The sequence below is a fragment of the Bradyrhizobium genosp. P genome, assembly GCF_049949265.1.
Taxonomy (GTDB): domain Bacteria; phylum Pseudomonadota; class Alphaproteobacteria; order Rhizobiales; family Xanthobacteraceae; genus Bradyrhizobium.
Map to the genome: position 1 here is coordinate 9542292 of NZ_CP188195.1, position 24142 is coordinate 9566433.

Here is a 24142-nt window from a genome sequence, read left to right on the forward strand (position 1 = left end):
GCTCTTCGCGCTCACGCGCGGCCCTTGGTCGGGATCTTGTTGAAGGGAACGTCCTTGTCGACCCTGATGTCGCCGGGCAGACCCAATACTCGCTCGGCGATGATATTGCGCATGATCTCGTCGGTGCCGCCTTCGACGCGGGTGCCGGGTGCGCGCAACAACATCGCCTGGAACTTGCCGGCGGCTTCGGCGTCTTCAGCAGCGTTCAGCGCGCCGGCAGCGCCCTGCAGATCGAGCGCGTACATCGCGACGTCCTGGATCATCGAACCGGCGACCAGCTTGCCGATCGAGTTCTCCGGTCCTGGACGGTCCCCCTTCGAGAGCGCCGAGATCGCGCGCATGCTGGTGTATTTCAGGCCGCTCGCCTTGACCGCCCAGTTCGCGAGCTTCGAGCGCACCGCAGGGTTCTCGATCGCGGGGCCGTCCTCCAGCATCAAACTGTTGCAGAAGTCGAACAGCTCGGGAAAACCCGTCGAGACGCCGGCGCCGATCGACATCCGCTCGTTCATCAGCGTGGTCAGCGACACGTTCCAGCCGTCATTGACGTTGCCGAGCCGCTGGGTATCCGGAATGCGGACGTCGGTGAAATAGACCTCGTTGAAGTCGGACGCGCCGCTCGCCTGCTTGATCGGCCTCACCTCGACACCCGGGCTCCTCATGTCGAGGAAGAACATGGTGAGGCCCTTGTGCTTCGGCACGGCCGGGTCGGTGCGCGTGAGCAGGATGCCATAATCCGAGTAGTGCGCGCCCGAGGTCCATATCTTCTGGCCGTTGATGACCCATTCATCGCCGTGCTTTTCGGCGCGGGTGCGCAGCCCGGCGACGTCAGAGCCACCGGCGGGCTCGGAGAACAACTGACACCAGATCTTCTCGCCGGAAGCGAGCGGCGGCAGATAGCTGCGCTTCTGCTCCTCGCCGGCGAACGCCATCATGGTCGGGCCGCACATGCCGTGGCCGATGATGAACATCGCGCTGAGGCGGCCGAACGCGCCCTCTTCCTGCTGCCAGATCACCCGCTCGATCGGCGAGGCGCCGCGGCCGCCATAATCCTTCGGCCAATGCAGGCAGGCCCAGCCGGCATCGGCCTTCTTCTTCTGCCACGCCTTGGCAACTTCGAGGATGTTGGCGCCCTTGAGCTGGACACGGCCGAGCGAAGCCTTGCGCAGCTCGTCCTCATATTGCTTCGGCGCATTCGCCGCGATCCAGGCTTTCGCCTCGGCACGGAACGCGGCCTCCTGCGGGGTGTCGTCGAAATTCATGATCTCAATCCTCGGCCGCGCTTGCTTCGTAGGATGGGTGGAGCGCAGCGATACCCATCTCTTTTGCCGCACGCACATGATGGGTATCGCTTCGCTCCACCCATCCTACGATTATTTACGCCGCGTTCTTCTTGCGCATGCGATCGATCAGCGCATCTTCCCAATAAGACAGGCTACCGAGGCCGAGTGCCACCGCATTGGCGCGGCGGTAGTACATGTGGCAGTCGAACTCCCAGGTGAAGCCCATGCCGCCATGGACCTGGATGTTGTTCTTGGCACAGTGCTGGAACGCCTGCGTCGCGCTGATGCGCGCGGCAGCGGCGGCTTCCGGCAGCTCACCGGCATTGGTCGAGAGCGCCCAGGCGCCGTAGTAGCAATTGGAGCGCGCCAGCGTCGCGGAGACATACATGTCGGCTAGCATGTGCTTGACCGCCTGGAACGAGCCGATCGGGCGGCCGAAGGCAATACGATCCAGCGCGTAGTCGCGGCCCATCTCCAGCGCGCGGTCGGCGCCGCCGACCTGCTCGAATGCGGTGAGTACGGCGGCGCGATCCAGCACCTGGGTGATGACGCCCCAGCCTTCACCGGCAGCGCCCAGCGGCTCGGCATTGGCGTCCTTGAAAGTGATCTCGGTCTGGCCGCGGGTCGGATCGATATTGGTCAATGATTTGACCTCAACGCCGCCGTCCCTGAGGTCGACGATGAACAGCGAGATGTCGGACTCACGCCCGCTGGAGCCGGTGCGCGCGGCGACCACTGCAAAGTCGGCGATCGCGCCGTCAGCGACGGGCTTCTTGACACCGTTGAGTGCGCCGCCATTGGCGGTCAGCTTGATCGCCTTCGGCGATGGATTGCCCTTGCCCTCGAACAGCGCCAGCGTGCCGATCGCTTCGCCTGCGGCGATCTTCGGAAGCCATTTCTGCTTCTGCGCATCGGAGCCAGCAATCAGGATCGCCTCGGCGGCAAGATAGACCGTCGAGGAGAACGGCACCGGCGCCAACGCGCGGCCCATTTCCTCCGCGATCACGCAAAGCTCGAGATGGCCCGCACCCGCACCGCCGAATTGTTCCGGGATCGCGACGCCGAGGAAGCCCATCTCGGCGAGGCCCTTCCAGAGGTCCTTGTCGTACGTCGCGTTGCCGTCGAGCACCGCACGAACGGCCTTGGGCGGACATTTCTCGGAGAGAAATTTCCGCGCCTCATCGCGCATCTGCTTCTGTTCGTCGGAGAAATCGAAATTCATGGCGGTCCACTCGGGTTAAAGCTGACTTCGTAGGATGGGTGGAGCGAAGCGATACCCATCGGTTTCTTGTTGCGTGAGTGATGGATATCGCTGCGCTCAACCCATCCTACGATTCACGATCAGTTCAAGACGATCACGTCCTCTCCGGGTTTGTCGGCGTAAAGCCTGTCCACCAGATCAGCACGGCGCTCGAGGCCGGCGCGCTGGTTGATGTAGCCCTTGTCGGTGAGTTCGTTGCCGTCGATCGACGGCGGTTCGACCATCAGGAGCGCGCGAGCGACGCGCATGCTGCTGCCGGTGATCGAGGCATTGTGCGCTTGCAGACCGTTTTTGAGGCACGCCATCACTTCAGGATGTCCAATCACCTCCTGATAGGTTGCGTCGGGATTGCCGACGAGTTGACGGCAGGCATGCAGATTCGGCCAGCACAACAGGCCAATGAACTCACGGTCATGGCCCGCAACCAGTGCGTCATGCACAACGGGTGTTGCGGCTGATATCGCGTCGGTGCGCAGCGAGCCGACATGGACGAAGGTGCCGGTTGTCAGCTTGAAATCCTCGACCACACGACCGGCGAAGATGATGCCTTGCAGCGGGTCTTCGGGATCGACGAACAGCCCGGCATCACCGATGCAATAAAAGCCCTCCTCGTCGAACATCTTCTTCGTGAGGTCAGGCTGGCCGAAATAGCCCGGCGTGACGTTGACGCCGCGCAGCCGCAATTCGTACTTCGAGCCGCACGGCACCATCTTCAGCTCGACGCCGGGGAAGGGCAGCCCGATCAGGCCGACGCGCTCGGTGTCCCAATAGGTGCCGGTCGAGGTCGGCGCGGTCTCGGTCGAACCCCAGCCGGTGTAGAACACGATGCGCTCGCCTGATGTCTTCACCGCCAGCGCCTGCATGCGGTCGTAGAGATCGTCGGGCAGCCGAGCGCCGCCATAGGCCATGATCGAGAGATTCTTGAAGAAGCTGCGGCAGAGCGCGTCGTCCTTCTCCATCGCCGCCGCGAGCGCGGCATAGCCGGCCGGCACGTTGGCGTAATAGGTCGGCGACACCTCGCGCAGATTCCTGATGGTCTCCTCGAGTTGGCCCGGCATCGGCCGGCCGTCGTCGATATAGAGCGTGCCGCCGTCGACGAGCACCGGATTGAACGCGGCGTTGCCGCCCATGGTGTGATTCCAGGGCATCCAGTCGAGCACGGTCGACACCGGACCGCCTGATACACGCGGGCGCACCTGCATCATCATGGCCGCATTGGCGCACATCATCTCCTGGGTGTTGATGACGGCCTTGGGCATGCCGGTCGAGCCCGAGGTGAACAGCAGCTTGCCGACGGTGTCGGGCGTGATCTTAGCGATCGACTCAGCGACCGCCGCCGTCAGCGGCGTCGTCGCGAGGTCGGCATACGACACGCTCTTGATGCCGTCGCAGGGCCGCAGCACGTGGATGACCTTGATGCCGGTGAGATCGAGCGCTTTCAGCGCCTTCTCGAAGGTCGGACCGTCCTGCACCATCACGACGGCCGGCTTGATCAAGTTGAACAGATATTTGAGTTTGAGGTGATCCTGGCTCATCAGGGAATAGGCCGGCGACACCGGCGCGGCGGGCAAGCGCGCCTGCATCGCCGCCTGCGTCATCAGCGCATGCTCGATCGAATTGCCCGAGAGGATGGCGACCGGGCGGCCTTCATCGAGGCCGAGATCGAGCAGGCCTTGCGTCAGCGCATCGACGGTACGCTTGGCCTCGCCATAGGACACCTTGCACCACTGCCTGTCGGGGCCGCCGCGCTGCGCGAGCCAGGTCCGCTCCGGCGCCTGCTTTGCCCATTTGGCGAGCGAGGCAGGAATATGCGTCTCATAGGCCTGCAGCGGAATCCGCGACTTCAGCACGACGGTGCCGTCGCCGCGCCGCTCGACCGCGATGTCGCGCGCCAGCCAGTCCACCTTGCGAAACGCCGGCTTCGTCATCACCGCCGCGGCATTCCCATCCATTTTGCGTCTCCCGGAATTTTCGTGTCCTTTGCGGATCTTCTGTCAGCGCCTGATATAGACAGGCTTTCGTTTCTCGAGAAAGGCCTTGATGCCCTCCTGGAAATCTTCCGAGCGGCTACAGAGCACCTGGTTGCGGTCCTCCATTGCGATAACGGCCTCGATCGAGCCGGCATCGACGCTCATATTGATGCATTCCTTCGAGAGCCGTAGTCCCACCGGCGAGGCCGTCATCATGGCTTCGACGTAGGGGTTGGCAGCGGCATCGAGATCAGCGGTCTCGACCACTTCGGAGACCAGACCGACAGCCAGCGCACGCTCAGCGTGGATGAAGCGTCCAGTGAGGATCAGCTCGGAGGCGACGGACACGCCGACGAGGCGCGGTAGAAAATAGCTGGTGCCGATGTCGCAGCCGCCTAAGCCGAGCTTGATAAAGGCGCAGTTCATCCGCGCATTTTTGGCGGCGATGCGGATGTCGGCGGCGAGCGCAAGCGCAAAACCGCCGCCGGCCGCGGCGCCCTGCACCAGCGCGATGATCGGCTGCGGGCAGCGCCGCATCAACATCACGATGTCGGCAATGCGCCGCTGCGAGTCGAGCGACTCGGTGACGCCGGGCGGCTCGGTCTGCCCGCCGCGGCGAGCCATCGCGTGCTTGAGGTCGAGGCCAGCGCAGAAATTGCCGCCGGCGCCCTTCAGCACCACGACGCGGGTGTCGCGGTTGCGCTGCAGGCCCTGGAAATAAGTGTTGAGGGCGTCGATCATCGAGGGATCGAGCGCGTTCAGGCTTTCGGGACGATTGAGCGTGACCCAATCAGTTCCGTCGTGATGTTCGATCAGCAGCGGTTGAGACACGCGTTACTCCTGCATCTGCGGGTGCGGTGCCGATTATTGCGCCCTCTCCCCTTGCGGGAGAGGGCATGTGCGTGAGCGCCGCATATTCGCTTCGGTGAGGGGTGTTCGCGGAGAGAACCCCTCTCCCGGCAGGCTTCGCTGCCGCCCTCCCCCGCAAGGGGGGAGGGAAAGCAGCCGCTCGACCTACCGCGGCGCCATGCGGATGGCGCCGTCGAGGCGGATGGTTTCGCCGTTGAGCATCGGGTTCTCGACGATGTGAACCGCGAGGTTGCCGTACTCCGAGGCGTCGCCGAGGCGGGCCGGATGCGGCACCTGGGCACCGAGGCTCTTGCGGGCTTCCTCGTTGAGGCCCATCAGCAGCGGCGTCAAGAACAGGCCGGGCGCGATGGTGTTGACGCGGATCTTCAGGCTCGCGAGATCGCGCGCGGCCGGCAGCGTGAGGCCGACGACGCCGCCCTTCGAGGCGGAATAGGCGATCTGGCCGATCTGGCCCTCATAGGCAGCAACCGAAGCCGTGTTGATCGCGACGCCACGCTCTTCACCGATCGGAGCCTCGGTCGCGAGGCGCTCGGCGAACAATCTCAGCACGTTGAAGGTGCCGATCAAATTGACATTGATGATGCGGACGAATTTTTCCAGCGGATAGACACCATCCTTGCCGACGATGCGCTGCGAGCCGCCGATCCCGGCGCAGTTCATCAGCACACGCGCGATGCCGTGCGCCGCTTCAGCCTTGGCGATCGCCGCCTTGATCTGCTCTTCGTTGGTGACGTCGGCGTGCAGGGCGACACCCTTCACTTCAGCCGCGACCTTCTCGGCATTTTCCTTGTTCTGATCGATCACGCCGATCTTGGCGCCCTTCGCAGCCATGGCGCGGGCGGTCGCGGCGCCGAGGCCGGAGCCGCCACCGGTGATGAGAACGGCAACATCTTTCAATTGCATGGGAACAACCTTTCCTTGGGCGTTTCTTCTCTAGACTTCGAACTTGTTATCCGGCGGCGACTGCCGCCGTCTCATTCTTCGGATTGAGCATGCCGCCGAAAATCAGCGCTTCCATGTGCTTAATGTAGTCGCGGCAGACCTCATCGGTGACCGGACCGACACCGACCGCGCGCGACATCGCGTGGCGGCCAAAGAACAGATGATCGCAGGCACCGATCAGGCTGGTGTAGAACAGCACCGGATCGACCTTGCGGAACTCGCCGGACTTGATGCCTTCGGCGAGCAAATGACGATGAAACTCCAGCAGCGGCGCCACGAAGAATTTCGACACCTCGTCGGCGGCATCCGGCGTGCTCTCGTGCAGGAGATAGTGGATCAGCCGGTTCATGTAGGGGAACTGGTGATAGGCGCGGATGATACCGCCGATGTGCAGCCTGAGCTTGGCGGTCGGCGTGATCGGTTGCGCCAGGAGATAGTCGAGCTGGGACATTTCGGTCGCGGCGTCGCGCGCCAGCAGCGCCAGCAACAGGCCGTCCTTGTTGCCGAAATGATATTTCACCAGCGCTGCGTTGACGCCGGACTTCTGCGCGATGTCGGACAGCGAGACGTCGATCGAGGCGCGCTCGATCATCAGCTCGCTGGCTGCGACCAATAGCTTTTCGGCGGTGGCATTTTTGCCGGCCGGAAGTCTTGTCGGTACGCTGGTATTCAACTGCGCGGTGATCCTGGCTCGGCGGGAAATCGAGGCCGCACATAAGCCCATGGCGGGGCCGCACTCAAGAGTTAATTGATTGATTGACTAAATGGGAAGCCACCCGTTAAATCCGGCCCAACTTCGAAAGTATCAAATCCAGAACATCAGGGAGATCAGACATGGCCGAGGCCTATATCGTCGCCGCCGCTCGCACCGCGGGCGGCCGCAAGGGAGGGCGTCTCGCCGGCTGGCATCCGGCCGATCTGGCCGCGACCGTGCTGGACGCGCTGGTCGAACGCTCCGGCGCCGACCCCGCGCAGGTCGAGGACGTCATCATGGGCTGTGTCATGCAGGCCGGCGAGCAGTCCAACAACATCGCGCGCAATGCGGTGATGGCCTCGAAGCTGCCGGAGAGCGTGCCGGCGACCTCGATCGACCGCCAGTGCGGCTCCTCGCAGCAGGCGCTGCACTTCGCGGCGCAGGCGGTGATGAGCGGGACGATGGACTGCGTGATCGCCGCCGGCGTGGAATCGATGACCCGCGTGCCGATGGGCCTGGCGTCGTCGCTGCCCGCAAAGAACGGCTTCGGCCACTACAAGAGCCCGGGCATCGAGGCCAAGTATCCGAACATCATGTTCAGCCAGTTCACCGGCGCCGAGATGATGGCGGAGAAATACGGCCTGTCGAAGGATGAGCTCGACGAATACGCCTACAACAGCCATCAGCGCGCGATCGCCGCAACGCAGGCCGGCGCCTTCAAGGACGAGATCGTACCGGTGAAGATCACCCGCGCCGACGGCTCGACCGATACCCACCATATCGACGAAGGCATCCGCTTCGACGCCAGCCTCGACGGCATCAAGGGCGTCAAGCTGATCGCCGAGAACGGCAAGCTGACGGCGGCGAGCGCCAGCCAGATCTGCGACGGCGCCTCCGGCGTGATGGTCGTCAACGAGAAGGGCCTGAAGGCACTCGGCGTCAAGCCGATGGCGCGCATCCATCACCTGACCATGATGGGCGGCGACCCCGTGATCATGCTGGAAGCGCCGCTGCCGGCGACCCAGCGCGCGCTGCAGAAGGCCGGCATGAGCGTCGACGACATCGATCTGTTCGAGGTCAACGAAGCCTTTGCTTCGGTGCCGACCGCGTGGCTCAAGACGACCGGCGCCGATCCGGCGCGCCTCAACGTCAATGGCGGCGCGATCGCGCTCGGCCATCCGCTTGGCGGAAGCGGCACCAAGCTGATGACGACGCTGCTGCACGCCCTCAAGCAGCGCAACAAGCGCTACGGCCTGCAGACCATGTGCGAAGGCGGCGGCATGGCCAACGTGACGATTGTCGAACGACTTTAAAAAAGAAAAAAGCAATCGGCGACTGGCGAGCAGGGAGTGCGCTTCCTGCTCGCCATTTTCATGTCGAGGAAACACCCGAGGAAACGCTAGTGACCCATCCGTCCGTTCACGCCCGCAGCACGCCTGACAAGATCGCCTACCAGATGGCGGGTAGCGGCAAATCGATCACCTATCGCGAGCTCGACGAGCTTTCCAACCAGGGCGCGCATCTGTTCCGCTCGCTCGGCCTGAAGGCCGGCGACCACATCGCGCTGCTGATGGAGAACCGGCTCGCCTTCATGGAGATCTGCTGGGCGGCGCAGCGCTCGGGGCTCTATTACACCGCGATCAGCCGCTACCTGACCCTGGACGAGATCGCCTATATCATCAAGGATTGCGGCGCCAAGGTCTTCATCACCACGCCGAAATGCGCGGATCAAGTGAAGGGCGTCATCAAGGGCGAGCCCAGTGAACCGCTGTTCTACATGATGGACGAGCCGGCGCCGGGCTTCCGCTGCTATGACAGGGAGGCCGCGGCACAGCCGGTGACGCCGATCGCGGATGAAATCGCGGGCCACGACATGCTCTATTCGTCCGGCACCACCGGCCGGCCCAAGGGCATCAAGAAGCAGTTCGAAGGCAACCGGATCGATGTGCCCAACCCGTTCCTGCGCATCCTGTGCGCCGACATGTGCGGCATGAATGCCGACAGCCTTTATCTGTCGCCGGCGCCGCTCTATCACGCAGCCCCGCTGCGCTTCAACATGATGGCGATCGTGCTCGGCGGCACCTCTGTCATCATGGAATCGTTCGACGCCGAGGAATTTTTGAAGCAGGTCGAAAAACACAGGATCACGCAGTCGCAGTTGGTGCCGACCATGTTCGTGCGAATGCTGAAGCTGCCCGACGAGGTCCGTCAGCGCTACAACGTCTCCTCGCTGAAAGGCGCGATCCATGCCGCCGCCCCCTGCCCGGTCGACGTCAAGGCGAGGATGATCGACTGGTGGGGCCCGATCCTGATCGAGTATTACGCTGGCTCCGAAGGCAATGGCGTCACCGTCTCGACCTCGCAGCAATGGCTGACCCATCGCGGCACCGTCGGCCGCGCCGTGGTCGGCAAGGTCAAGATCCTGGACGAGAACGATCAGGAGGCGCCGACCGGCCAGATCGGTCAGGTCTATTTCGCCGATGCGCCGGCCTTCGCGTATCATAACGATCCCGAGAAGACGAAGAAGGCCTACAACGCCAAGGGCTGGTCAACCCTCGGCGACGTCGGCTATCTCGATGACGAGGGATTCCTCTACCTCACTGATCGCAAGAGCTACATGATCATCTCCGGCGGCGTGAACATCTATCCGCAGGAAACCGAGGACGTGCTGATCACGCACGCGAGCGTCGCCGACGTCGCGGTGTTTGGCGTGCCGAACGAGGAGATGGGCGAAGAGGTCAAGGCCGTGGTGCAGCCGCACGACATGGCAAAGGCTGGCAAGGAACTCGAGGCCGAGCTGATCCTGTTTTGCCGCAAACATTTGTCGCCGATCAAATGCCCGAAGAGCATCGACTTCGAACCTGAACTGCCGCGCACCCCGACCGGGAAGCTGGTGAAACGCCATCTGCGCGATAAATATTGGCCTAAGGCGGCGAAAGTGTAGCTGTCTCAACCGCCATTCTTGCTCCTCGCTTCGTCATGCCCGGGCTTGTCCCGGGCATCCACGTCTTTACAGTCGCAACACAAGACGACGTGGATGGCCGGAACAAGTCCGGCCATGACGAGGAAACAACCCATGCCAGAACTCCCGGACATCCCGCTCCCCACCACCATCCGCTCGCGTTATGTCGACGGTATCAACAGCCTGCGCATGCATGTGCTGGAGGCAGGCTTCGAGACGCCGGGCCGTCCCTGCCTGTTGCTGCTGCACGGATTTCCGGAGCTGGCGTTTTCCTGGCGCAAAGTGATGCCGGTGCTGGCTGCGGCCGGCTACCACGTGATCGCGCCGGATCAGCGCGGCTATGGCCGTACGACGGGATGGAACGCCGACTATGACGGCGATCTCACACCGTTCCGGCTGCCGAACATGGTGCGCGATGCGCTCGGGCTGGTGGCGGCGTTCGGCTATAAGCACGTCGACGCGGTGATCGGACATGATGCCGGGTCATCGGTCGCAGCCTGGTGCGCGCTGATCCGGCCAGACGTATTCCGCGCGGTCGCGATGATGAGTGCGCCGTTTGGCGGACCGCCGTCGCTGCCGTTCAACACCGCGAATACGCCGGTGAAACCTGCGACCGAAGACCCTGTGCATCGCGAGCTGGCGGCGCTGCCGCGGCCGCGCAAGCATTACCAATGGTACTATTCGACGCGCGAGGCCAATGGCGACATGCATCGCGCGCCGCAAGGCGTGCATGAATTCCTGCGCGCCTATTACCACCACAAGAGCGCGGACTGGACAGGCCACAAGCCCACTCCGCTGCAGTCATGGTCGGCCGGCGAGCTGGCAAAGCTGCCAACTTACTACGTCATGGATATCGCCAAGGACATGGCCGCGACCGTCGCCGAGGAAATGCCCTCGCGTGAGGCGATCGCCACCAACAATTGGCTGCCGGATCATGAACTGGCCTATTACAGCGCCGAATACGGGCGCACCGGATTCCAGGGCGGCCTGCAATGGTATCGCTGCGGCACCTCGGGCGCGTTCACGGGCGAATTGCAGACTTGGTCCGGCCGCACCATCGACCAGCCCTCCGCCTTCATCGCGGGGAAGCAGGACTGGGGCACCTACCAGCGGCCGGGCGTCTACGAGGCCATGCAGACCAAGGCCTGCACGAACATGATCGGCTGTCACCTGATCGACGGCGCCGGCCACTGGGTGCAGCAGGAGCAGCCGGAAGAAGTCGGCCGCCTGCTGCTTCAATTCCTCAAGCGTGCGGCGCAGTAGGTTCCGATCCCGAGGGTTTGAGGAACCTTCGGCATGACCTCGCGTTGCGGTCAGCCGGTCAATTCGTCCGGCGACCGGATCAAGGAGGAGTGACGATGGAAAGAAAGATTGCCGGACTGCTGGGGGCGGTCGTATCGATTGGTGCGTTGGGCGCCGCGCAGGCTGCGCCGGCACCTACGGACGTACTACAGGCCAATTCATACGCGGAGCTGCTGGCACCGATCCCGGATGCGTCGGCAAAGCTACAGGCCCTCGACGAGGCTGCGCCCATTCCGGCCCGCGAGAATGTGCAGGTGGCACAATATCATCACCATCATCATCACCACCATCACAGCATGTACCGCCGCTATGCGCCTCGCGTCGTTGTGGTACCGCGTTATCGGCGGCACCACCACCATCATCATCATCACCATCACCACTACGGCTACTAATCGGCGCGATTGTTGAGCGACCGCAGCCAGTCAAAGTAACGACGGCGGGGCCTTCGGGCCCCGTCGCTTTACCGGTCATGATGCTGCACCTGGCTCATCCTGACGCGCCTTCTCTTTTGCGGCGCGGTGAAGGTGACGGTAGGTACCGTCGAACACTGTGTCGCTGGACGACGTCCATTCCGTTCCAGCGGCCAGTTTCGGCCGGTTGTTGTAGATGCGCCGCGCCTGCAATTCACGTTCGGCGGCTTCCTCGTCGCCCATTTGCTCGAGCTTAAAGTTCGCCTCTTCGGGAATCACGATGATCTGGGCGAATGGTTCGCTCGGCCGGAAGATATGGGTGCGGCCTTCGGCCGGTGCCTTGAACACCGTGAAGAACATCATCGGCCACCAATTGCGTACCAGCGCCGGAACGGCAATCGGCACGGTATCAGTGCGATCGGTGTAGAAGCGCGGATGCGGTTCGGTGCGGATCGCCATGCCCTTCTCGACCTTGAGATCGAGCAGTATCTGATAGGTGTAGAACGCATCGCCGAAATTCCGGAATGGCGGCCACTGCACGCCGCTATCGGGCGGCTCGCCCCAATCGCCGTCGAGCTGCAGGCGGCCATCCTTCGTGGTTACATGCAGCTCGAATTCGTAGGGATAGAACAGTTCGATTCCGTACTGCGCTCCTTCCGTGAACGGTACGCAATGCCAGACCTGTTCACGTGAGCCGTCGGTGCGCGGTTCGCGTGAGCCGGCCCAGCCTGGAATTTCGAGTTTGGTCCGCCGCGGCGCAAGCCGCGGGTCGTTTAGGCGATATTTGACGGTTTCCATGAAATCCCTGCTCGCAACCAACAGAAACTCGAACGGGCGCGTGATCGCCTAGTTCCCGGGCCGCACCTGCTTTTTCCGGGTTGACCTTCCCGCATCGAGACAATATTAGAATTATTCTAATTCTAAATTGGGTAAACGAGGCGTTGCCGTGAAGAATTTCGCCGATCTGACCGAGCGCGAGGTGCTGGCGGTCGCGATTGCCTCCGAAGAGGAGGACAGCCGCATCTACATGGCCTTCGCGGAGGATCTCGCGGGCCGCTATCCGGATACCGCCAAAATCTTCGAGGAGATGGCCGAGGAGGAACGCGGTCATCGTCACCGGCTGCTCGAAACCTACGAACAGCGCTTCGGCCTGCATCTGCCGCCGATCCGTCGTGAGGACGTCAAAGGCTTCCTGCGCCGCCGCCCGATCTGGCTGACCAAGAACCTGCCACTCGACACCATCCGCAAGGAAGTCGAGACCATGGAGCTGGAAGCCGAGCGCTTCTACGCCAAGGCGGCCGAGAAAGCCGAGGATGTCGGCGTGCGCCGGCTGCTCGGCGACCTCGCCGAGGAAGAGAAGGGCCACGAGAAGCTTGCGGTCAAGCTCACCGGCGACATCCTCAAACCCGACGTGCGCGCGGAAGAAGACCGCACGCGGCGGCGGATGTTCGTGCTGCAATATGTGCAGCCGGGGCTAGCCGGGCTGATGGACGGCTCGGTCTCGACCCTTGCGCCGCTGTTCGCGGCCGCCTTCGCCACCCATCACAACTGGCAGACGTTCCTGGTCGGGCTCGCCGCCTCGATCGGCGCCGGCATCAGCATGGGTTTTGCCGAAGCGTTGTCGGATGACGGTTCGCTGACCGGCCGCGGGTCGCCCTGGCTGCGCGGCCTGACCTGCGGAGCGATGACGACGATCGGCGGACTGGGCCACACCATTCCCTATCTCGTTCCCGATGCTTGGGCGAACGCCTTCTGGATCGCGACCGCAATCGCAGGCGTCGTCGTGTTCTTCGAATTGTGGGCAATCGCCTTCATCCGATCGCGCTACATGGACACGCCGTTCATGCAGGCGGTGTTCCAGATCGTGCTCGGCGGCGCCATCGTGCTGGCGGTCGGAATATTGATCGGCGCGGCATAGCCTGGGGGTCGATGTGCCGATGCAAGCTCACCGCCAACACCGACGGACCGCCAGCGCGGTGCTCCTTGGCGTGTTGGTCGCACTCGGATGGAGCGGGGGCGCGAAGGCGACCGACGAGATCCAAGTCTATAATGCCGAGATCGCCGCGCTCGGCCAGTTCACCATCCAGCAGCACCTCAATTTTGTCGGCATCGGGCAGAAGAATCCGCCGTTTCCCGGCGGCTTCCCTTCCAATCACAGTCTCAATGGCACGCCGGAATTCGCCTATGGCATGACCGACTGGTGGGAGCTTGGGCTCTATCTGCCGTTCGCCGCGCAGAATGGCCAGTTCCTCTCTGACGCATTCAAGCTGCGCACCCTGTTCGTATCGCCCAACGCCGACAAGCGCAATTTGTTCTACGGCATCAATTTCGAGCTCAGCTACGAGATGCCGAAATTCGCGCAGACCCGGTACGGCCTGGAGATTCGGCCGATCATCGGTGTCCGCAACGCGGACTATGAATTCATCGTCAACCCGATCGTCGACGTCGGCTTCGGCAAGTATGGCGAGGCGGATTTCGCGCCGGCCGCGCGCGTCGCGCGCAAGATCAAAGACGATCTGTTCGTCGGCCTCGAATATTACGCCGATTTCGGCAAGATCGGCGACTTCAGTCCGCTCGCGCAGCAGCAGCACACGCTGTTCGCGGTGACCGATTTCAAACTCGGCGAGTTCGACATCGATTTCGGCGTCGGCTACGGCCTGACGCCCGCGTCGGACCGGTTTGTCGTCAAGACCATCATCGGCTATGCATTTCCGGTGCCTGGCGACAAGGGCGACTCGCGCGCGAGCGCGGGCGGTGCCGTCAATCCGATGGCGCATGTGTCGGCGCGCAGCACGCCCTATTAAGGCGTATTGAATCCGTCAACATCTCGCGGGACGTCCATGACCGATCGTTTGCTCTACGGCACGACAGCGAAAACGTTCCACTGGGTGATCGTGGCCCTGCTGGCGGTGCAATATCCGATCGGCTGGCTGATGCCTGACCTTCATCGCGGCCAGACTCCAGGCGCGGCGATGACGTTCCACGTCTCGTTCGGCATCATCATCCTCATCCTGATTGTCCTGAGATTGATTTGGCGCCTGACCCACCCGGTCGCGCCGGAGAGCTCGCTTCCGCCGTGGCAGCGGCTCAGCTCGGAGGTCCTGCACTGGATGCTCTACTTCTTCGTGCTGGCGACGACGGTGAGCGGCTGGCTGTTTGCGTCGTTCCGCGGCTGGTCGGTGTCATTCCTCTATCTGGTGCCGCTGCCGATGCTGGCGTCGGACAATGCGGCGGCGGGCAAGGCCATGGACGGGCTGCACCAGGCTGCGGAATGGTCCCTGCTGGTGCTTATCGGCCTTCACATCGCCGCGGCGCTGACGCACCTTTTGATCTACCGCGACCGTGTCATGCATCGGATGCTTCCGAAGTAAGTCGGGCACGCAATTGCGATCAAGCCAGCCTTGCCCGCCTGCTGCATTCTGCGCATGATCGGCGCCAAACAAGGGAGCAGGCCGTGGCCAAATCGCAATGGAGTTTCAAGACCGCCGTCGAAGTATCGGCGGCGCTGAAAAGGAAAGAAGTGTCCGCGGTCGAATTGGCCGAAGACACGATCGGCCGCATCGAACGGCATGACGGCAAGATCAACGCGATCTGCGTACGCGATTTCGAGCGCGGCCTGGCCGCGGCGCGCGCCGCCGATGCCGCGATCGCGCGCGGCGAGCACAAGCCGCTGCTCGGCATCCCCATGACGGTGAAGGAATCCTACAATGTCGCGGGACTGCCGACGACATGGGGCAATCCGGCGCAGAAGGATTTCAAGCCGGCGGAGGACGCGCTCTCGATTGCGCGGGTGAAGGACGCGGGTGGCGTCATCCTCGGCAAGACCAATGTGCCGCTCAACCTCGCCGACTGGCAGAGCTACAACGAGGTCTACGGCACCACCAACAATCCCTACGACCTCGGCCGGACACCGGGCGGCTCCTCCGGCGGATCGTCCGCAGCGCTCGCTGCGGGCTATGGTGCACTGTCGCTTGGCTCCGACATCGGCGGCTCGCTGCGCGTGCCGGCCTTTCATTGCGGCATCTATGCACACAAGCCGACTTTCGCGCTGTTGCCGTCACGCGGCCACACGCCGCCGCCTTTGCCGGCATTGCCGTTCGACCGCGACCTCTCGGTGATCGGCCCGATGGCGCGCGGCGCCGCCGATCTGTCGCTGCTGCTCGACGTGATGGCCGGTCCCGATCCGCTGGAAGCCGGCAAGGCCTACAAGCTCGAGCTGCCGGCGGCGCGCCACACCAGCCTGAAGGATTTCCGCATCCTGGTCATCGACACCGATCCGGTGCTGCCGACCGACAAGGCGGTTCGTGGCACCATCGACAAGCTCGCCAGCAATCTCGACAAGGCCGGTGCCAAAATCTCGCGCTCGAGCCCGCTGCTGCCGGATTTTGCTGCTTCCTCGCGGCTCTATATGCGGATCCTGCTGTCGTTCCTGGGCGCGACCTTCCCGCCGGAGATCCATGCAGGCGCCTGCGCCGCGGCGGCGGCCCTGCCGGCCAGCGACATCAGTCTGCGGGCCGAGCGGCTGCGCGGCATCGCGCTCAGCCATCGCGACTGGGTGATCGCCGATGGCGGCCGGGCACGGCTGCGCGCGCAATGGCGCGAGCTGTTCAAATCGTTCGACGCGGTGATCTGCCCGATCATGCCGACGCCGGCCTATCCGCAAGATCAATCGCCCGACCAGGAGCAGCGCAAAATCCTGATCGACGGCGAACCGCACGTCTACTCTGACCAGCTCGCCTGGCCCGGCATCGCAACGCTGCCCGGCCTGCCCGCAACCGCGATCCCGACCGGCTTTGCGCCTGATAGCTTGCCGGTCGGCGTGCAGATCGTCGGGCCTTTCCTGGAAGACCGCACGCCGCTGAAGCTCGCCGAGCTAATCGAGCGCGAATTCGGCGGCTTCGTGCCGCCGAAGATGTTTGATGATTGAGGGTTAGCAGTCATTCCCGGGCAGCCCGCAAGGCTGAACCCGGAATCTCGAAATCAAAACAACCAGAGATTCCGGGGCTCGGCGCGCCCCGGAATGACAGGGAGGAGAGCATGAGCAAAGACCTCGATGAGCTCACAAAGCTCAACAAGGACTATGTCGACTCCGTGCAGAACTGCGACGTCCAGCGCTTCGACGAAATCCTTGCCGCTGATTTCTACTGCACCAATCCCGACAAGAGCCTGGTCAACCGTGCCGCGTTCCTGAAGCAGACGGCGATCCCGGTGAAGATCAGGGGCCTCAAGGCCGAGGATGTCAAAATCCGCATCCTCGGCGATTTCGCCATCATCCATGCGCAGACGAGCTACACCGACGCCGAGGGAAAGCCGGCGCACGGCCGCTACACCGATTGTTGGGCGAAGCAGAACGGGACATGGCTCGCGGTCTCCGCGCACGTCGCGCGGTGAATGATAGGACGAGCCGTCACCCTCCGTTGTCATGCCCCGCTTCATGCGGTGCATCCAGTACGCCGCGGCCGAAATTGGACTACACAATGCCGGCCGCGGCGTACTGGGTCGCCCGGTCGAGCCGGGCGACGACAACCTTATTCAGCTATCGAACATGATCACGCTGCGCAGCGTTTTGCCGGCCTTCATGTTGGCAAAGCCTTCGTTGATCTCCGAAAGCTTGAGCTTGGCCGAGATCCAGTCCTCCAGATGCAGTCTGCCGCGCATGTAGAAATCGATGAGCCGCGGCATGTCGACGCGGAAATGGTTGGACCCCATCGACGAGCCCTGAATGCGCTTCTCGCGCAGGAAGTCGAAACCGTGCAATTCGATCTTCTGGCCGAACGGGATCATGCCGACGATGGTCGCGGTGCCGCCGGGCGCAAGCATTCCGAACGCCTGCTCGGCGGTGTCCTTGCGGCCGAGCACTTCGAAGGAATGCTGCACGCCGCCGCCGGTGAGCTCGCGCACCTGTTGCACGACGTCGCCACGCGCGGGATCGACGATATCGGTGGCGCCCAATTTCGTTGCGAGCTGCAGCTTGGCGGGATTGGTGTCGATCGCGATGATGCGGCCGGCACCGGCGATCTGCGCGCCGTTGATCGCGGCCATGCCGACGCCGCCGCAGCCGATCACCGCCACCGTCTCGCCTGCGGTCACCTTAGCGGTGTTCACCACGGCGCCATAGCCGGTGATGACGCCGCAGCCGATCAGCGCGGCGAGTTCGAGCGGCATCTCCTTCTTGATCTTCACGATGGCGTTCTCGTGCACCAGCATCTGCTCGGCAAAGGACGAGAGGTTGAGGAACTGGTTGAGCTTTTCCGGCCTGTTCCAGGACAGCCTATTGGAGGCGCCGGGCAGCATCTTCACCGTGGTGTCGGTGCACAGCACGGTGCGTCCGGTGGTGCAATTGTCGCAGGTACCGCAGAACACCGAGAGACACGTGACGACGTGATCGCCGGGCTTCACGTAGTGGACGTCGGAGCCGACCTTCTCGACCACGCCGGCCGATTCATGGCCGAGCACGGCGGGCAGCGGATGCGGATAGAGCCCTTCCATGAAGTGCAGGTCGGAATGGCAGAGACCTGCGACTGCGGTGCGGATCAGGACCTCGCGCGGCCCCGGATTGGGCACGCTGACATCCTCGATCGCCAGCGGCTTGTTGACTTCATGCAGGACGGCGGCCTTCATCGGGATTTCCTCTCGTGTTTTTTTGTTGTCTACGCTCGCTACCTCTCCGATCGGGAGAGGTCAAACTGCGCTCGCGGCGACGGAGCCTACGCTGCCGACAGCAATTCGCCAACCTCGGCCATGCCGACGGCACGATCGCCGAGCAGATGATCCGTCATCCTGCGCTGGACGGTATTTTCCGTCAGCCGGAACGGATCTCCCGGCATCAGGCGGTGGTCGACCACCATCCGCGACAGCAACAGCCGGCGCGCATCGCCGCGCATCTCGTGGATGCGTCCGCTTTCCCATGCCAGCGCCACGGCACTGGCGACATGATAAAGCACGCTGGTGGCGCGGCGCGCATCGCCCTCGTTGTCGGTGCGGCTCGCCACCTCGCGCGCAAACGCAATCGCCCGGTCGCCGAGATCGCGCAGGCGGTTGCGCCATGCTTGCGGGACGTTGGCGCTGTCATCGAGGCGCGCATGCAGATCGGCGGCAAGCGCGTTGTCGGCGCCGTGACGGCCGACCGCGCGCTTGAGTGCATCGATTGCGACGATGTTGCCGGTGCCTTCCCAGATCGAGCCGAGATGGGCATCGCGCAGCAGCCGCGGGGTGACGAATTCCTCAATGTAGCCGATACCGCCGCGCATCTCCATGGCGTCGCCGCAGACCTTGCGGGCGTCGCGGGTGGCGCGGAATTTCAAGGTCGGCGTCAGGATACGCAGCAGCGCGGCGGCGTCCTGGCTGCCCGCCTCGGCGCGATCGAGCGCGTCCGCGGTCAGGAAGCTCATCGACAGCGCCTGCTCGGTCGGCAGCATGATCTTCATCAATTGCCGCCGTGCCAGCGGCAGATCGATGATGCGCTGGCCGAACACCACGCGGCCCTTCGCCACCGTCATCGCATCATGATACGCGCGGCGCATCAGTGCGGTCGATTTGACGCCGTTGCTGAGCCGCGATGAATTCACCATCTCGGCCATCTGCACGAAGCCGCGATCGAGTTTGCCGACAGCGTAGGCGATCGCGCCTTCCAGCTTGATCTCGCCCGAGGCCATCGAGCGGGTCCCGAGCTTGTCCTTCAGACGCACGATCCGGTAGTGGTTTTGCGAGCCGTCGTCGAGGAAACGCGGCATCAGGAACAGGCCGACGCCGCGCGTGCCTGGCCCCGCACCTTCCGGCCGCGCCAGCAGCATCACCACCTTGGCGTCGGCATTCGAGCAGAACCATTTCTCGCCATGGAGCCGCCAGTGGTCGCCCTCCTGCACCGCCGTTGTGGTCAGCGTGCCGACGTCGGAACCGCCCTCCTTCTCCGTCATGAACTGGCCGCCCTGCGTCAGCTTGCTCATGTCGGTCTGCGTCAAGCCGTCGAGATATTTCGCCTTCAGGGCGTCGCTGCCGAAATTCGCCAGCAGCTTGGCGCAGCCGTCGGTGACGTTGATCGGGCAACCCATGCCGAATTCGGTCTGGTTGAACAGGAAGGTGAAGGCATGCTTGGCGACCACAGGATATTTGTCTGGCCAGCCCATGATGCCCTTGCGGAGCGACAGCGCGTGAATGCCGAACTCGCCGAAGGCGACCTTCTCGATCTCACGATAGGCCGGGTGGTATTCGATGTGCTGCACGTCGCGGCCAAACTTGTCGCGCGGGTGCAGCACCGGCGTGTGCTTGTCGGCAAGCCGCGCGTAGTCGTCGAGAGGGCCGCCGGCAAGCCCGCCAAGCCGGTCGAGATGCGGCTCGATGTGGCGGAACAGCGCCTCCGGCAGATGAAGCTTCAAAAGATCGGTTAGCGCCTGATCGGCCCGGTAAAAGTTCATTCCCGTCGTATCGGGAGCGAGCAGTCCCGGCTGGCTGGCGGGTGACGGTGCAAGGTCTTGTTTGAGCGGCTGCATTGAATTCCCGGCTGCGTTCCTCATCTCTTCAGACAAGACTATCATCCTCCGGCAGCGCAAAGGAAAGCCCAATGGATATTCCAAAATACAAGATCGCCCTGATCGTCGGGGCCGGCGAGGGCATCAGCGCCTCGCTGACACGGCTATTTTCGCGAGAGGGAATTCGCGTGGCGCTGGCCGCCCGCAGCATCGAGAAGCTCGGCGCGCTCTGCACCGAAACCGGCGCCCGCGCCTATGCCTGCGATGCTACCAAGGCCGAGGATGTCGAACGGCTGTTCGGTCTCGTGGAACGCGAGATCGGAACACCCGATGTCGTGGTCTACAACGCCAGCGGCCGCAGTCGCGGGCCGTTCCTCGAGCTGGTGCCTTCCGAAGTCGAGCAAGCGATCGCGGTCTCGGCCTTCGGTGGCTTCCTGGTGGCACAGGAAGCGGCGAAACGCATGCTGCCTAACAAAAAGGGCGCGATCCTGTTCACCGGCGCCTCAGCCAGCGTGAAGGGCTATGCCCAGTCGGCGCCGTTCGCGATGGGCAAATTTGCGCTGCGCGGCCTGGCGCAGAGCATGGCGCGCGAGTTGTCGCCGCAGGGTCTTCATGTCGCGCATTTCGTGATCGATGGCGGCATCCGCAGCAAGGCCCGCATCGAGCCTGCCGACCGGCCGGACTCAATGCTGGACCCGGACGCGATCGCGCTGAGCTACTGGAACGTGCTGCAGCAACCACGCAGCGCCTGGAGCTGGGAGCTCGAATTGCGGCCATGGGTCGAGAAGTTTTGAGATGACGAAGATCATTCAAACCACGTAAGGTGGTCGCAAGTGATCCCCGCAGTCGTCATTGCGAGCGGAGCGAAGCAATCCATGTCACCACAAGCGGAGAAATGGATTGCATCGTCGCTCCGCTCCTCGCAATGACAGGGAAACAGGGCAAGGAAACCATGACCAGCGAAATCAAGATCGACACCGGCACCGACGAACTGCTCTGCGTGATCCGCGACCGCGTCGCGGTCATCACGCTGAACCGCCCCGACGCCCGCAACTCGCTGTCGGATACCCTGACGCCGGCGCTGCGCACGATGATCCGGACCTGCGGCGAGAACCCCGAGGTCGGCGTGCTGCTTCTCACCGGCGCCGGCAAGGCATTCTGCGCCGGCGGCAACGTCAAGGGCATGGGCACCAATCGCGACCCGAAAAAGCTCGAAATGTCCTACGAGGACAAGGTCGCGGACCTGCAGGAGCGCCAGCGCCTGCTCACCGGCGCACTGGCCTCGGTGCGCAAGCCGACCATTGCCGCGCTCCCCGGCCCCGCGGTCGGCGCCGGGCTCTCGATCGCGCTGGCCTGCGATATCAGGATCGCCGCGCAATCGGCCTTCGTCTCCACCGGCTATCTGCGGGTGGGGCTGAGCGGCGATTACGGCATCGCCTGGCTGCTCACCCGCCTGGTCGGCACTTCCCGCGCCCGTGAATTGATGTTCACGTCGGAAAAGGTCGACGCCACCAGGTGCGAGCAGATCGGTCTAGTCAACCGCGTGGTGCCGGACGAAACTCTGCAGGAGGAGGCCTTTGCGCTCGCTAAATCGATGGCCGAGGGCCCGACGCTGGCGCTGCGCTACATGAAGGACAATCTCGACGAAGCGATGCTGTTCGACTTTACCACCGCCCGCGACCATGAGGCCGAGCGACTGATCCGGCTCACCACGACCGCCGATCACAAGGAAGCGGTGCAGGCTTTCATCGAGAAGCGGAAACCGGTGTTCAGGGGTAATTGAGCCTGCGTCTCTCAGCGTCGTCATTGCCGGGCTTGACCCGGCAATCCGTCGCATAAAGGGGCTTTTGCTTAATGGATGCGCGGGGCAAGCCCGCGCATGACAAGCGGGGAAAAAAGAAAAGCGGCCCGGTTCGGGATATCCAGAACCGGGCCTAGTCTCGTCAAACCGCAAGCGAGGACATCACGGCCATGCGGGAGGTGGCGGCAAGCCGCCAGCTGGCACAGGGAATGTCTTGCGGTGCGACGTGGATCTCTTTCTCGACGCGCACCAGCTTCCAATCGCCGGGGCTCGCGACGAAGGCGTAATCAGACTTGCGGGCGAGGCCGATCATCGATGCATTGGAACGAAGAGTGTCGCCGAAAATGCGCTCGGCTCCAAAAGACGCCGCGCGGCATTCGAGGTTCTTCAGCAGCGCCTTGCCGATGCCGTGACCCTGCCACCGGTCGTCGATCGACAGGCCGAACTCGACGCTCGACGTATCGGCATGGAAGGCGTAGCGGGCTTCACCGACAATGGTCTCGAAGCCGTCGATCACCATCGTCGCGACCACCGTGAACCGGTCGGCCTCGCCGATATGGATAAAACGTTCGAGCTCCATCTTCGGCAGCTCGCGCATGGCCCCCAGGAAGCGGTTGTAGCGGGACCCCGCCGAGAGCGAACGGATGTAGTTCTGCAGCTCCTCGCGATCATGCGGCTCGACGAACCGCACCTTGACCTCGTCGCCGTTGCTGGCACGCAGCACGTCGGAATATCGCTTGAGATCATCGAGACGCAGCGCAATCATGAGACGCTCCTCGGGGTGGAAGATTGGCCGGCGCCCCTCGATCGAGGCAGCGCCGGGCAGCGCATGACCCGCCAAAGTGTGTGCGGTTTGGCGGCCAGGTCATGCGCCTTCTTTAAGTTTGGAGCACGCCCGGACGCAAAACCGGCGTCCACTTTTGCTGGTCGCGCTCCGGCGGCCGTTCAGGCCCGCCAGAAAGGTTTTTCGATCTCGACCACGATGTCGCTGCGGGACATTCCGATGTCGTGAAGGTCGCGCTCCGACCAGTACGCCAGCTCGCGGCGGCGCTCGTAACGATCCCACCAGACATGGAGGGTTTCGCCGACCTGATTCAAAACGCTGGGAACATGATGATTTGTCATCGATTCATGAGTGAAAATGGACATCTGCGGCTCCTATCACTAATCTATTGCCCGTAATATCGTCGCCAACCGGCCTTTCCACAAACGACACTTTGTACCGCTTCACATGAGATAAAATCATGCGTTTGGGAGCTACGGGGAGATGACCAGCCGACTGCCTTCGCTGAACGGCCTGCGGGCATTCGAGGCCGCTGCTCGGCACATGAGCTTCACGCTGGCAGCCTCGGAATTGAACGTCACGCAGACCGCAATCAGCCATCAGATCCGGCGGCTGGAGGAAGAGCTCGGCGTGCGCCTGTTCGTCCGCCAGAACAGGTCGCTAAGCCTGACGCCGGAGGCCATCGAATACCTTCCCGGCATCCGCGCCGCCTTCAACGACCTGCGGCTGGCAACCGACCGCCTGTTGCGCAAGGACGACGATCACGTACTGACCGTCTCCACCCTGGCATCGTTCGCGGCCAAATGGCTGCTGCCGCGGCTGTCAGCCTTCCAGGAAGCCCATCTCGGAATCGATGTCCGCATCACTACCTCAACGAGCCTCGTCGATTTCCAGCGCGACAAGGTCGATGCCGCGATCCGCTATGGCCGCGGCCAATGGCCCGGCCTGCGGGCCGACTGGCTCACCGCGGATGAATTGTTCCCGGTCTGCAGCCCGTCTCTGCTGCAGGGAGGCAAGCCGCTGAAATGCCCCGAGGACCTCCGGGATCATTTGCTGCTGCATACGTCCAACACCAACAGTGACGACTGGCGTCTGTGGCTGACCGCGGCCGGGCTGCCGACCGACATCTCCAAGCAGCCGGGCGTCACCTTCGACCTGGTCTTCGTGACGATCCAGGCCGCGATCGACGGGATGGGCGTCGCGATGGGCCGAACCTCCTATGTGAGCGACGACATCACCAAGGGCCGCCTCGTGGTTCCTTTCAAGATCGCATTGCCGGCGGATGCCGGCTTCTACCTTGTCTCGCCTCAGGGGCGGACCGATTCGCCGAAGCTCGCGGCATTCCGGAACTGGGTCACCGCATCGGCGCACGCGTCGTCTTGATGCAGCGCGCGCTGC

23 protein-coding genes are annotated in these 24142 nt (G+C 63.4%); 12 read left to right on the forward strand and 11 right to left on the reverse strand.

What is annotated here, in order from left to right; translation table 11 throughout:
* Nucleotides 1–11: 11 nt before the first annotated feature.
* The 6 genes from ACP2YO_RS45885 to ACP2YO_RS45910 form a co-directional block, all read right to left on the reverse strand.
* Entirely contained in the window at nt 12–1259 is a 1248-nt protein-coding gene (locus tag ACP2YO_RS45885) for an acyl-CoA dehydrogenase (RefSeq protein ID WP_426437714.1), read from the reverse strand.
* 115 nt (nt 1260–1374) lie between these two features.
* Nucleotides 1375–2502, reverse strand: coding sequence for an acyl-CoA dehydrogenase family protein (locus ACP2YO_RS45890; protein ID WP_426437715.1), 1128 nt, complete (start codon nt 2500–2502; stop codon nt 1375–1377).
* 119 nt (nt 2503–2621) lie between these two features.
* A complete protein-coding gene (locus ACP2YO_RS45895) occupies nt 2622–4493 on the reverse strand; it encodes an AMP-binding protein (RefSeq protein ID WP_426437716.1) in 1872 nt (623 codons plus the stop codon).
* 42 nt (nt 4494–4535) lie between these two features.
* Entirely contained in the window at nt 4536–5342 is an 807-nt protein-coding gene (locus ACP2YO_RS45900) for an enoyl-CoA hydratase/isomerase family protein (RefSeq protein ID WP_426437717.1), read from the reverse strand.
* A gap of 183 nt (nt 5343–5525) precedes the next feature.
* The gene (locus tag ACP2YO_RS45905) at nt 5526–6284 is read right to left on the reverse strand and encodes an SDR family NAD(P)-dependent oxidoreductase (protein ID WP_426437718.1); all 759 of its coding nucleotides are present in this window, start codon (nt 6282–6284) and stop codon (nt 5526–5528) included.
* A 46-nt stretch (nt 6285–6330) separates the two neighbouring features.
* Complete coding sequence (locus ACP2YO_RS45910; protein ID WP_426437719.1) at nt 6331–7047, reverse strand: TetR family transcriptional regulator; 717 nt, start codon at nt 7045–7047, stop codon at nt 6331–6333.
* 110 nt (nt 7048–7157) lie between these two features.
* Here ACP2YO_RS45910 and ACP2YO_RS45915 point away from each other — a divergent pair, with 110 nt between their 5' ends.
* The 4 genes from ACP2YO_RS45915 to ACP2YO_RS45930 all read left to right on the forward strand — a co-directional run bounded on the left by ACP2YO_RS45915 (nt 7158) and on the right by ACP2YO_RS45930 (nt 11673).
* Complete coding sequence (locus tag ACP2YO_RS45915) at nt 7158–8330, forward strand: acetyl-CoA C-acetyltransferase (RefSeq protein ID WP_426437720.1); 1173 nt, start codon at nt 7158–7160, stop codon at nt 8328–8330.
* Nucleotides 8331–8419: 89 nt separating this feature from the next.
* Nucleotides 8420–9961 (forward strand): acyl-CoA synthetase, encoded by a 1542-nt coding sequence (locus tag ACP2YO_RS45920; RefSeq protein ID WP_426437721.1) that lies wholly within the window; start codon nt 8420–8422, stop codon nt 9959–9961.
* 132 nt (nt 9962–10093) lie between these two features.
* Nucleotides 10094–11242, forward strand: coding sequence for an alpha/beta fold hydrolase (locus ACP2YO_RS45925; RefSeq protein ID WP_426437722.1), 1149 nt, complete (start codon nt 10094–10096; stop codon nt 11240–11242).
* A gap of 95 nt (nt 11243–11337) precedes the next feature.
* Nucleotides 11338–11673: a hypothetical protein gene (locus ACP2YO_RS45930; protein ID WP_426437723.1), complete on the forward strand. Its 336-nt coding sequence runs from the start codon at nt 11338–11340 to the stop codon at nt 11671–11673.
* Between the two features lie 75 nt (nt 11674–11748).
* Here the strand turns inward: ACP2YO_RS45930 and ACP2YO_RS45935 are convergent, their stop codons facing one another.
* Complete coding sequence (locus tag ACP2YO_RS45935) at nt 11749–12489, reverse strand: hypothetical protein (RefSeq protein WP_426437724.1); 741 nt, start codon at nt 12487–12489, stop codon at nt 11749–11751.
* Nucleotides 12490–12637: 148 nt separating this feature from the next.
* On the opposite strand from ACP2YO_RS45935, the gene mbfA reads away from it, so the two are divergent.
* From mbfA to ACP2YO_RS45960, 5 genes are all read left to right on the forward strand, one after another.
* Nucleotides 12638–13609 carry an iron exporter MbfA gene (mbfA, locus tag ACP2YO_RS45940; RefSeq protein WP_426437725.1) on the forward strand — a complete coding sequence of 324 codons (972 nt, stop codon included), beginning with the start codon at nt 12638–12640 and terminating at the stop codon, nt 13607–13609.
* A 19-nt stretch (nt 13610–13628) separates the two neighbouring features.
* On the forward strand, nt 13629–14495 hold the full coding sequence (locus ACP2YO_RS45945; protein ID WP_426437726.1) for a hypothetical protein: 867 nt from the start codon (nt 13629–13631) through the stop codon (nt 14493–14495).
* Between the two features lie 36 nt (nt 14496–14531).
* On the forward strand, nt 14532–15062 hold the full coding sequence (locus ACP2YO_RS45950; protein WP_426437727.1) for a cytochrome b: 531 nt from the start codon (nt 14532–14534) through the stop codon (nt 15060–15062).
* Nucleotides 15063–15145: 83 nt separating this feature from the next.
* Entirely contained in the window at nt 15146–16618 is a 1473-nt protein-coding gene (locus tag ACP2YO_RS45955) for an amidase (protein WP_426437728.1), read from the forward strand.
* Between the two features lie 110 nt (nt 16619–16728).
* The gene (locus tag ACP2YO_RS45960; RefSeq protein ID WP_426437729.1) at nt 16729–17082 is read left to right on the forward strand and encodes a nuclear transport factor 2 family protein; all 354 of its coding nucleotides are present in this window, start codon (nt 16729–16731) and stop codon (nt 17080–17082) included.
* Between the two features lie 141 nt (nt 17083–17223).
* Here ACP2YO_RS45960 and ACP2YO_RS45965 read toward each other — a convergent pair whose 3' ends face one another.
* Together ACP2YO_RS45965 and ACP2YO_RS45970 are read right to left on the reverse strand one after the other, a co-directional pair.
* Nucleotides 17224–18312, reverse strand: coding sequence for a Zn-dependent alcohol dehydrogenase (locus ACP2YO_RS45965; RefSeq protein ID WP_426437730.1), 1089 nt, complete (start codon nt 18310–18312; stop codon nt 17224–17226).
* Nucleotides 18313–18398: 86 nt separating this feature from the next.
* Nucleotides 18399–20180, reverse strand: coding sequence for an acyl-CoA dehydrogenase family protein (locus ACP2YO_RS45970; RefSeq protein ID WP_426437731.1), 1782 nt, complete (start codon nt 20178–20180; stop codon nt 18399–18401).
* 71 nt (nt 20181–20251) lie between these two features.
* Here ACP2YO_RS45970 and ACP2YO_RS45975 point away from each other — a divergent pair, with 71 nt between their 5' ends.
* Together ACP2YO_RS45975 and ACP2YO_RS45980 are read left to right on the forward strand one after the other, a co-directional pair.
* Complete coding sequence (locus tag ACP2YO_RS45975; RefSeq protein ID WP_426437732.1) at nt 20252–20953, forward strand: SDR family NAD(P)-dependent oxidoreductase; 702 nt, start codon at nt 20252–20254, stop codon at nt 20951–20953.
* Between the two features lie 158 nt (nt 20954–21111).
* On the forward strand, nt 21112–21942 hold the full coding sequence (locus ACP2YO_RS45980) for an enoyl-CoA hydratase (RefSeq protein ID WP_426437733.1): 831 nt from the start codon (nt 21112–21114) through the stop codon (nt 21940–21942).
* 160 nt (nt 21943–22102) lie between these two features.
* Here the strand turns inward: ACP2YO_RS45980 and ACP2YO_RS45985 are convergent, their stop codons facing one another.
* On the reverse strand, nt 22103–22726 hold the full coding sequence (locus ACP2YO_RS45985) for an N-acetyltransferase family protein (RefSeq protein ID WP_426437734.1): 624 nt from the start codon (nt 22724–22726) through the stop codon (nt 22103–22105).
* Between the two features lie 179 nt (nt 22727–22905).
* Nucleotides 22906–23109, reverse strand: a complete 204-nt coding sequence (locus tag ACP2YO_RS45990; protein WP_426437735.1) for a DUF1127 domain-containing protein — start codon at nt 23107–23109, stop codon at nt 22906–22908.
* Between the two features lie 118 nt (nt 23110–23227).
* Between ACP2YO_RS45990 and ACP2YO_RS45995 the strand changes: the two genes are divergently transcribed.
* Nucleotides 23228–24127, forward strand: a complete 900-nt coding sequence (locus ACP2YO_RS45995) for a transcriptional regulator GcvA (protein WP_426437736.1) — start codon at nt 23228–23230, stop codon at nt 24125–24127.
* Nucleotides 24128–24142 lie beyond the last annotated feature (15 nt).

What these genes read in the sequence shown, in the direction of transcription:
- ACP2YO_RS45885 (WP_426437714.1), bottom strand. Translation starts at nt 1,259, where the DNA reads ATGAATTTCGACGACACCCCGCAGGAGGCCGCGTTCCGTGCCGAGGCG.
- ACP2YO_RS45890 (WP_426437715.1), bottom strand. Translation starts at nt 2,502, where the DNA reads ATGAATTTCGATTTCTCCGACGAACAGAAGCAGATGCGCGATGAGGCG.
- ACP2YO_RS45895 (WP_426437716.1), bottom strand. Translation starts at nt 4,493, where the DNA reads ATGGATGGGAATGCCGCGGCGGTGATGACGAAGCCGGCGTTTCGCAAG.
- ACP2YO_RS45905 (WP_426437718.1), bottom strand. Translation starts at nt 6,284, where the DNA reads ATGCAATTGAAAGATGTTGCCGTTCTCATCACCGGTGGCGGCTCCGGC.
- ACP2YO_RS45910 (WP_426437719.1), bottom strand. Translation starts at nt 7,047, where the DNA reads ATGGGCTTATGTGCGGCCTCGATTTCCCGCCGAGCCAGGATCACCGCG.
- ACP2YO_RS45915 (WP_426437720.1), top strand. Translation starts at nt 7,158, where the DNA reads ATGGCCGAGGCCTATATCGTCGCCGCCGCTCGCACCGCGGGCGGCCGC.
- ACP2YO_RS45925 (WP_426437722.1), top strand. Translation starts at nt 10,094, where the DNA reads ATGCCAGAACTCCCGGACATCCCGCTCCCCACCACCATCCGCTCGCGT.
- ACP2YO_RS45930 (WP_426437723.1), top strand. Translation starts at nt 11,338, where the DNA reads ATGGAAAGAAAGATTGCCGGACTGCTGGGGGCGGTCGTATCGATTGGT.
- ACP2YO_RS45935 (WP_426437724.1), bottom strand. Translation starts at nt 12,489, where the DNA reads ATGGAAACCGTCAAATATCGCCTAAACGACCCGCGGCTTGCGCCGCGG.
- ACP2YO_RS45945 (WP_426437726.1), top strand. Translation starts at nt 13,629, where the DNA reads ATGCAAGCTCACCGCCAACACCGACGGACCGCCAGCGCGGTGCTCCTT.
- ACP2YO_RS45950 (WP_426437727.1), top strand. Translation starts at nt 14,532, where the DNA reads ATGACCGATCGTTTGCTCTACGGCACGACAGCGAAAACGTTCCACTGG.
- ACP2YO_RS45960 (WP_426437729.1), top strand. Translation starts at nt 16,729, where the DNA reads ATGAGCAAAGACCTCGATGAGCTCACAAAGCTCAACAAGGACTATGTC.
- ACP2YO_RS45965 (WP_426437730.1), bottom strand. Translation starts at nt 18,312, where the DNA reads ATGAAGGCCGCCGTCCTGCATGAAGTCAACAAGCCGCTGGCGATCGAG.
- ACP2YO_RS45970 (WP_426437731.1), bottom strand. Translation starts at nt 20,180, where the DNA reads ATGCAGCCGCTCAAACAAGACCTTGCACCGTCACCCGCCAGCCAGCCG.
- ACP2YO_RS45975 (WP_426437732.1), top strand. Translation starts at nt 20,252, where the DNA reads ATGGATATTCCAAAATACAAGATCGCCCTGATCGTCGGGGCCGGCGAG.
- ACP2YO_RS45980 (WP_426437733.1), top strand. Translation starts at nt 21,112, where the DNA reads ATGACCAGCGAAATCAAGATCGACACCGGCACCGACGAACTGCTCTGC.
- ACP2YO_RS45985 (WP_426437734.1), bottom strand. Translation starts at nt 22,726, where the DNA reads ATGATTGCGCTGCGTCTCGATGATCTCAAGCGATATTCCGACGTGCTG.
- ACP2YO_RS45990 (WP_426437735.1), bottom strand. Translation starts at nt 23,109, where the DNA reads ATGTCCATTTTCACTCATGAATCGATGACAAATCATCATGTTCCCAGC.
- ACP2YO_RS45995 (WP_426437736.1), top strand. Translation starts at nt 23,228, where the DNA reads ATGACCAGCCGACTGCCTTCGCTGAACGGCCTGCGGGCATTCGAGGCC.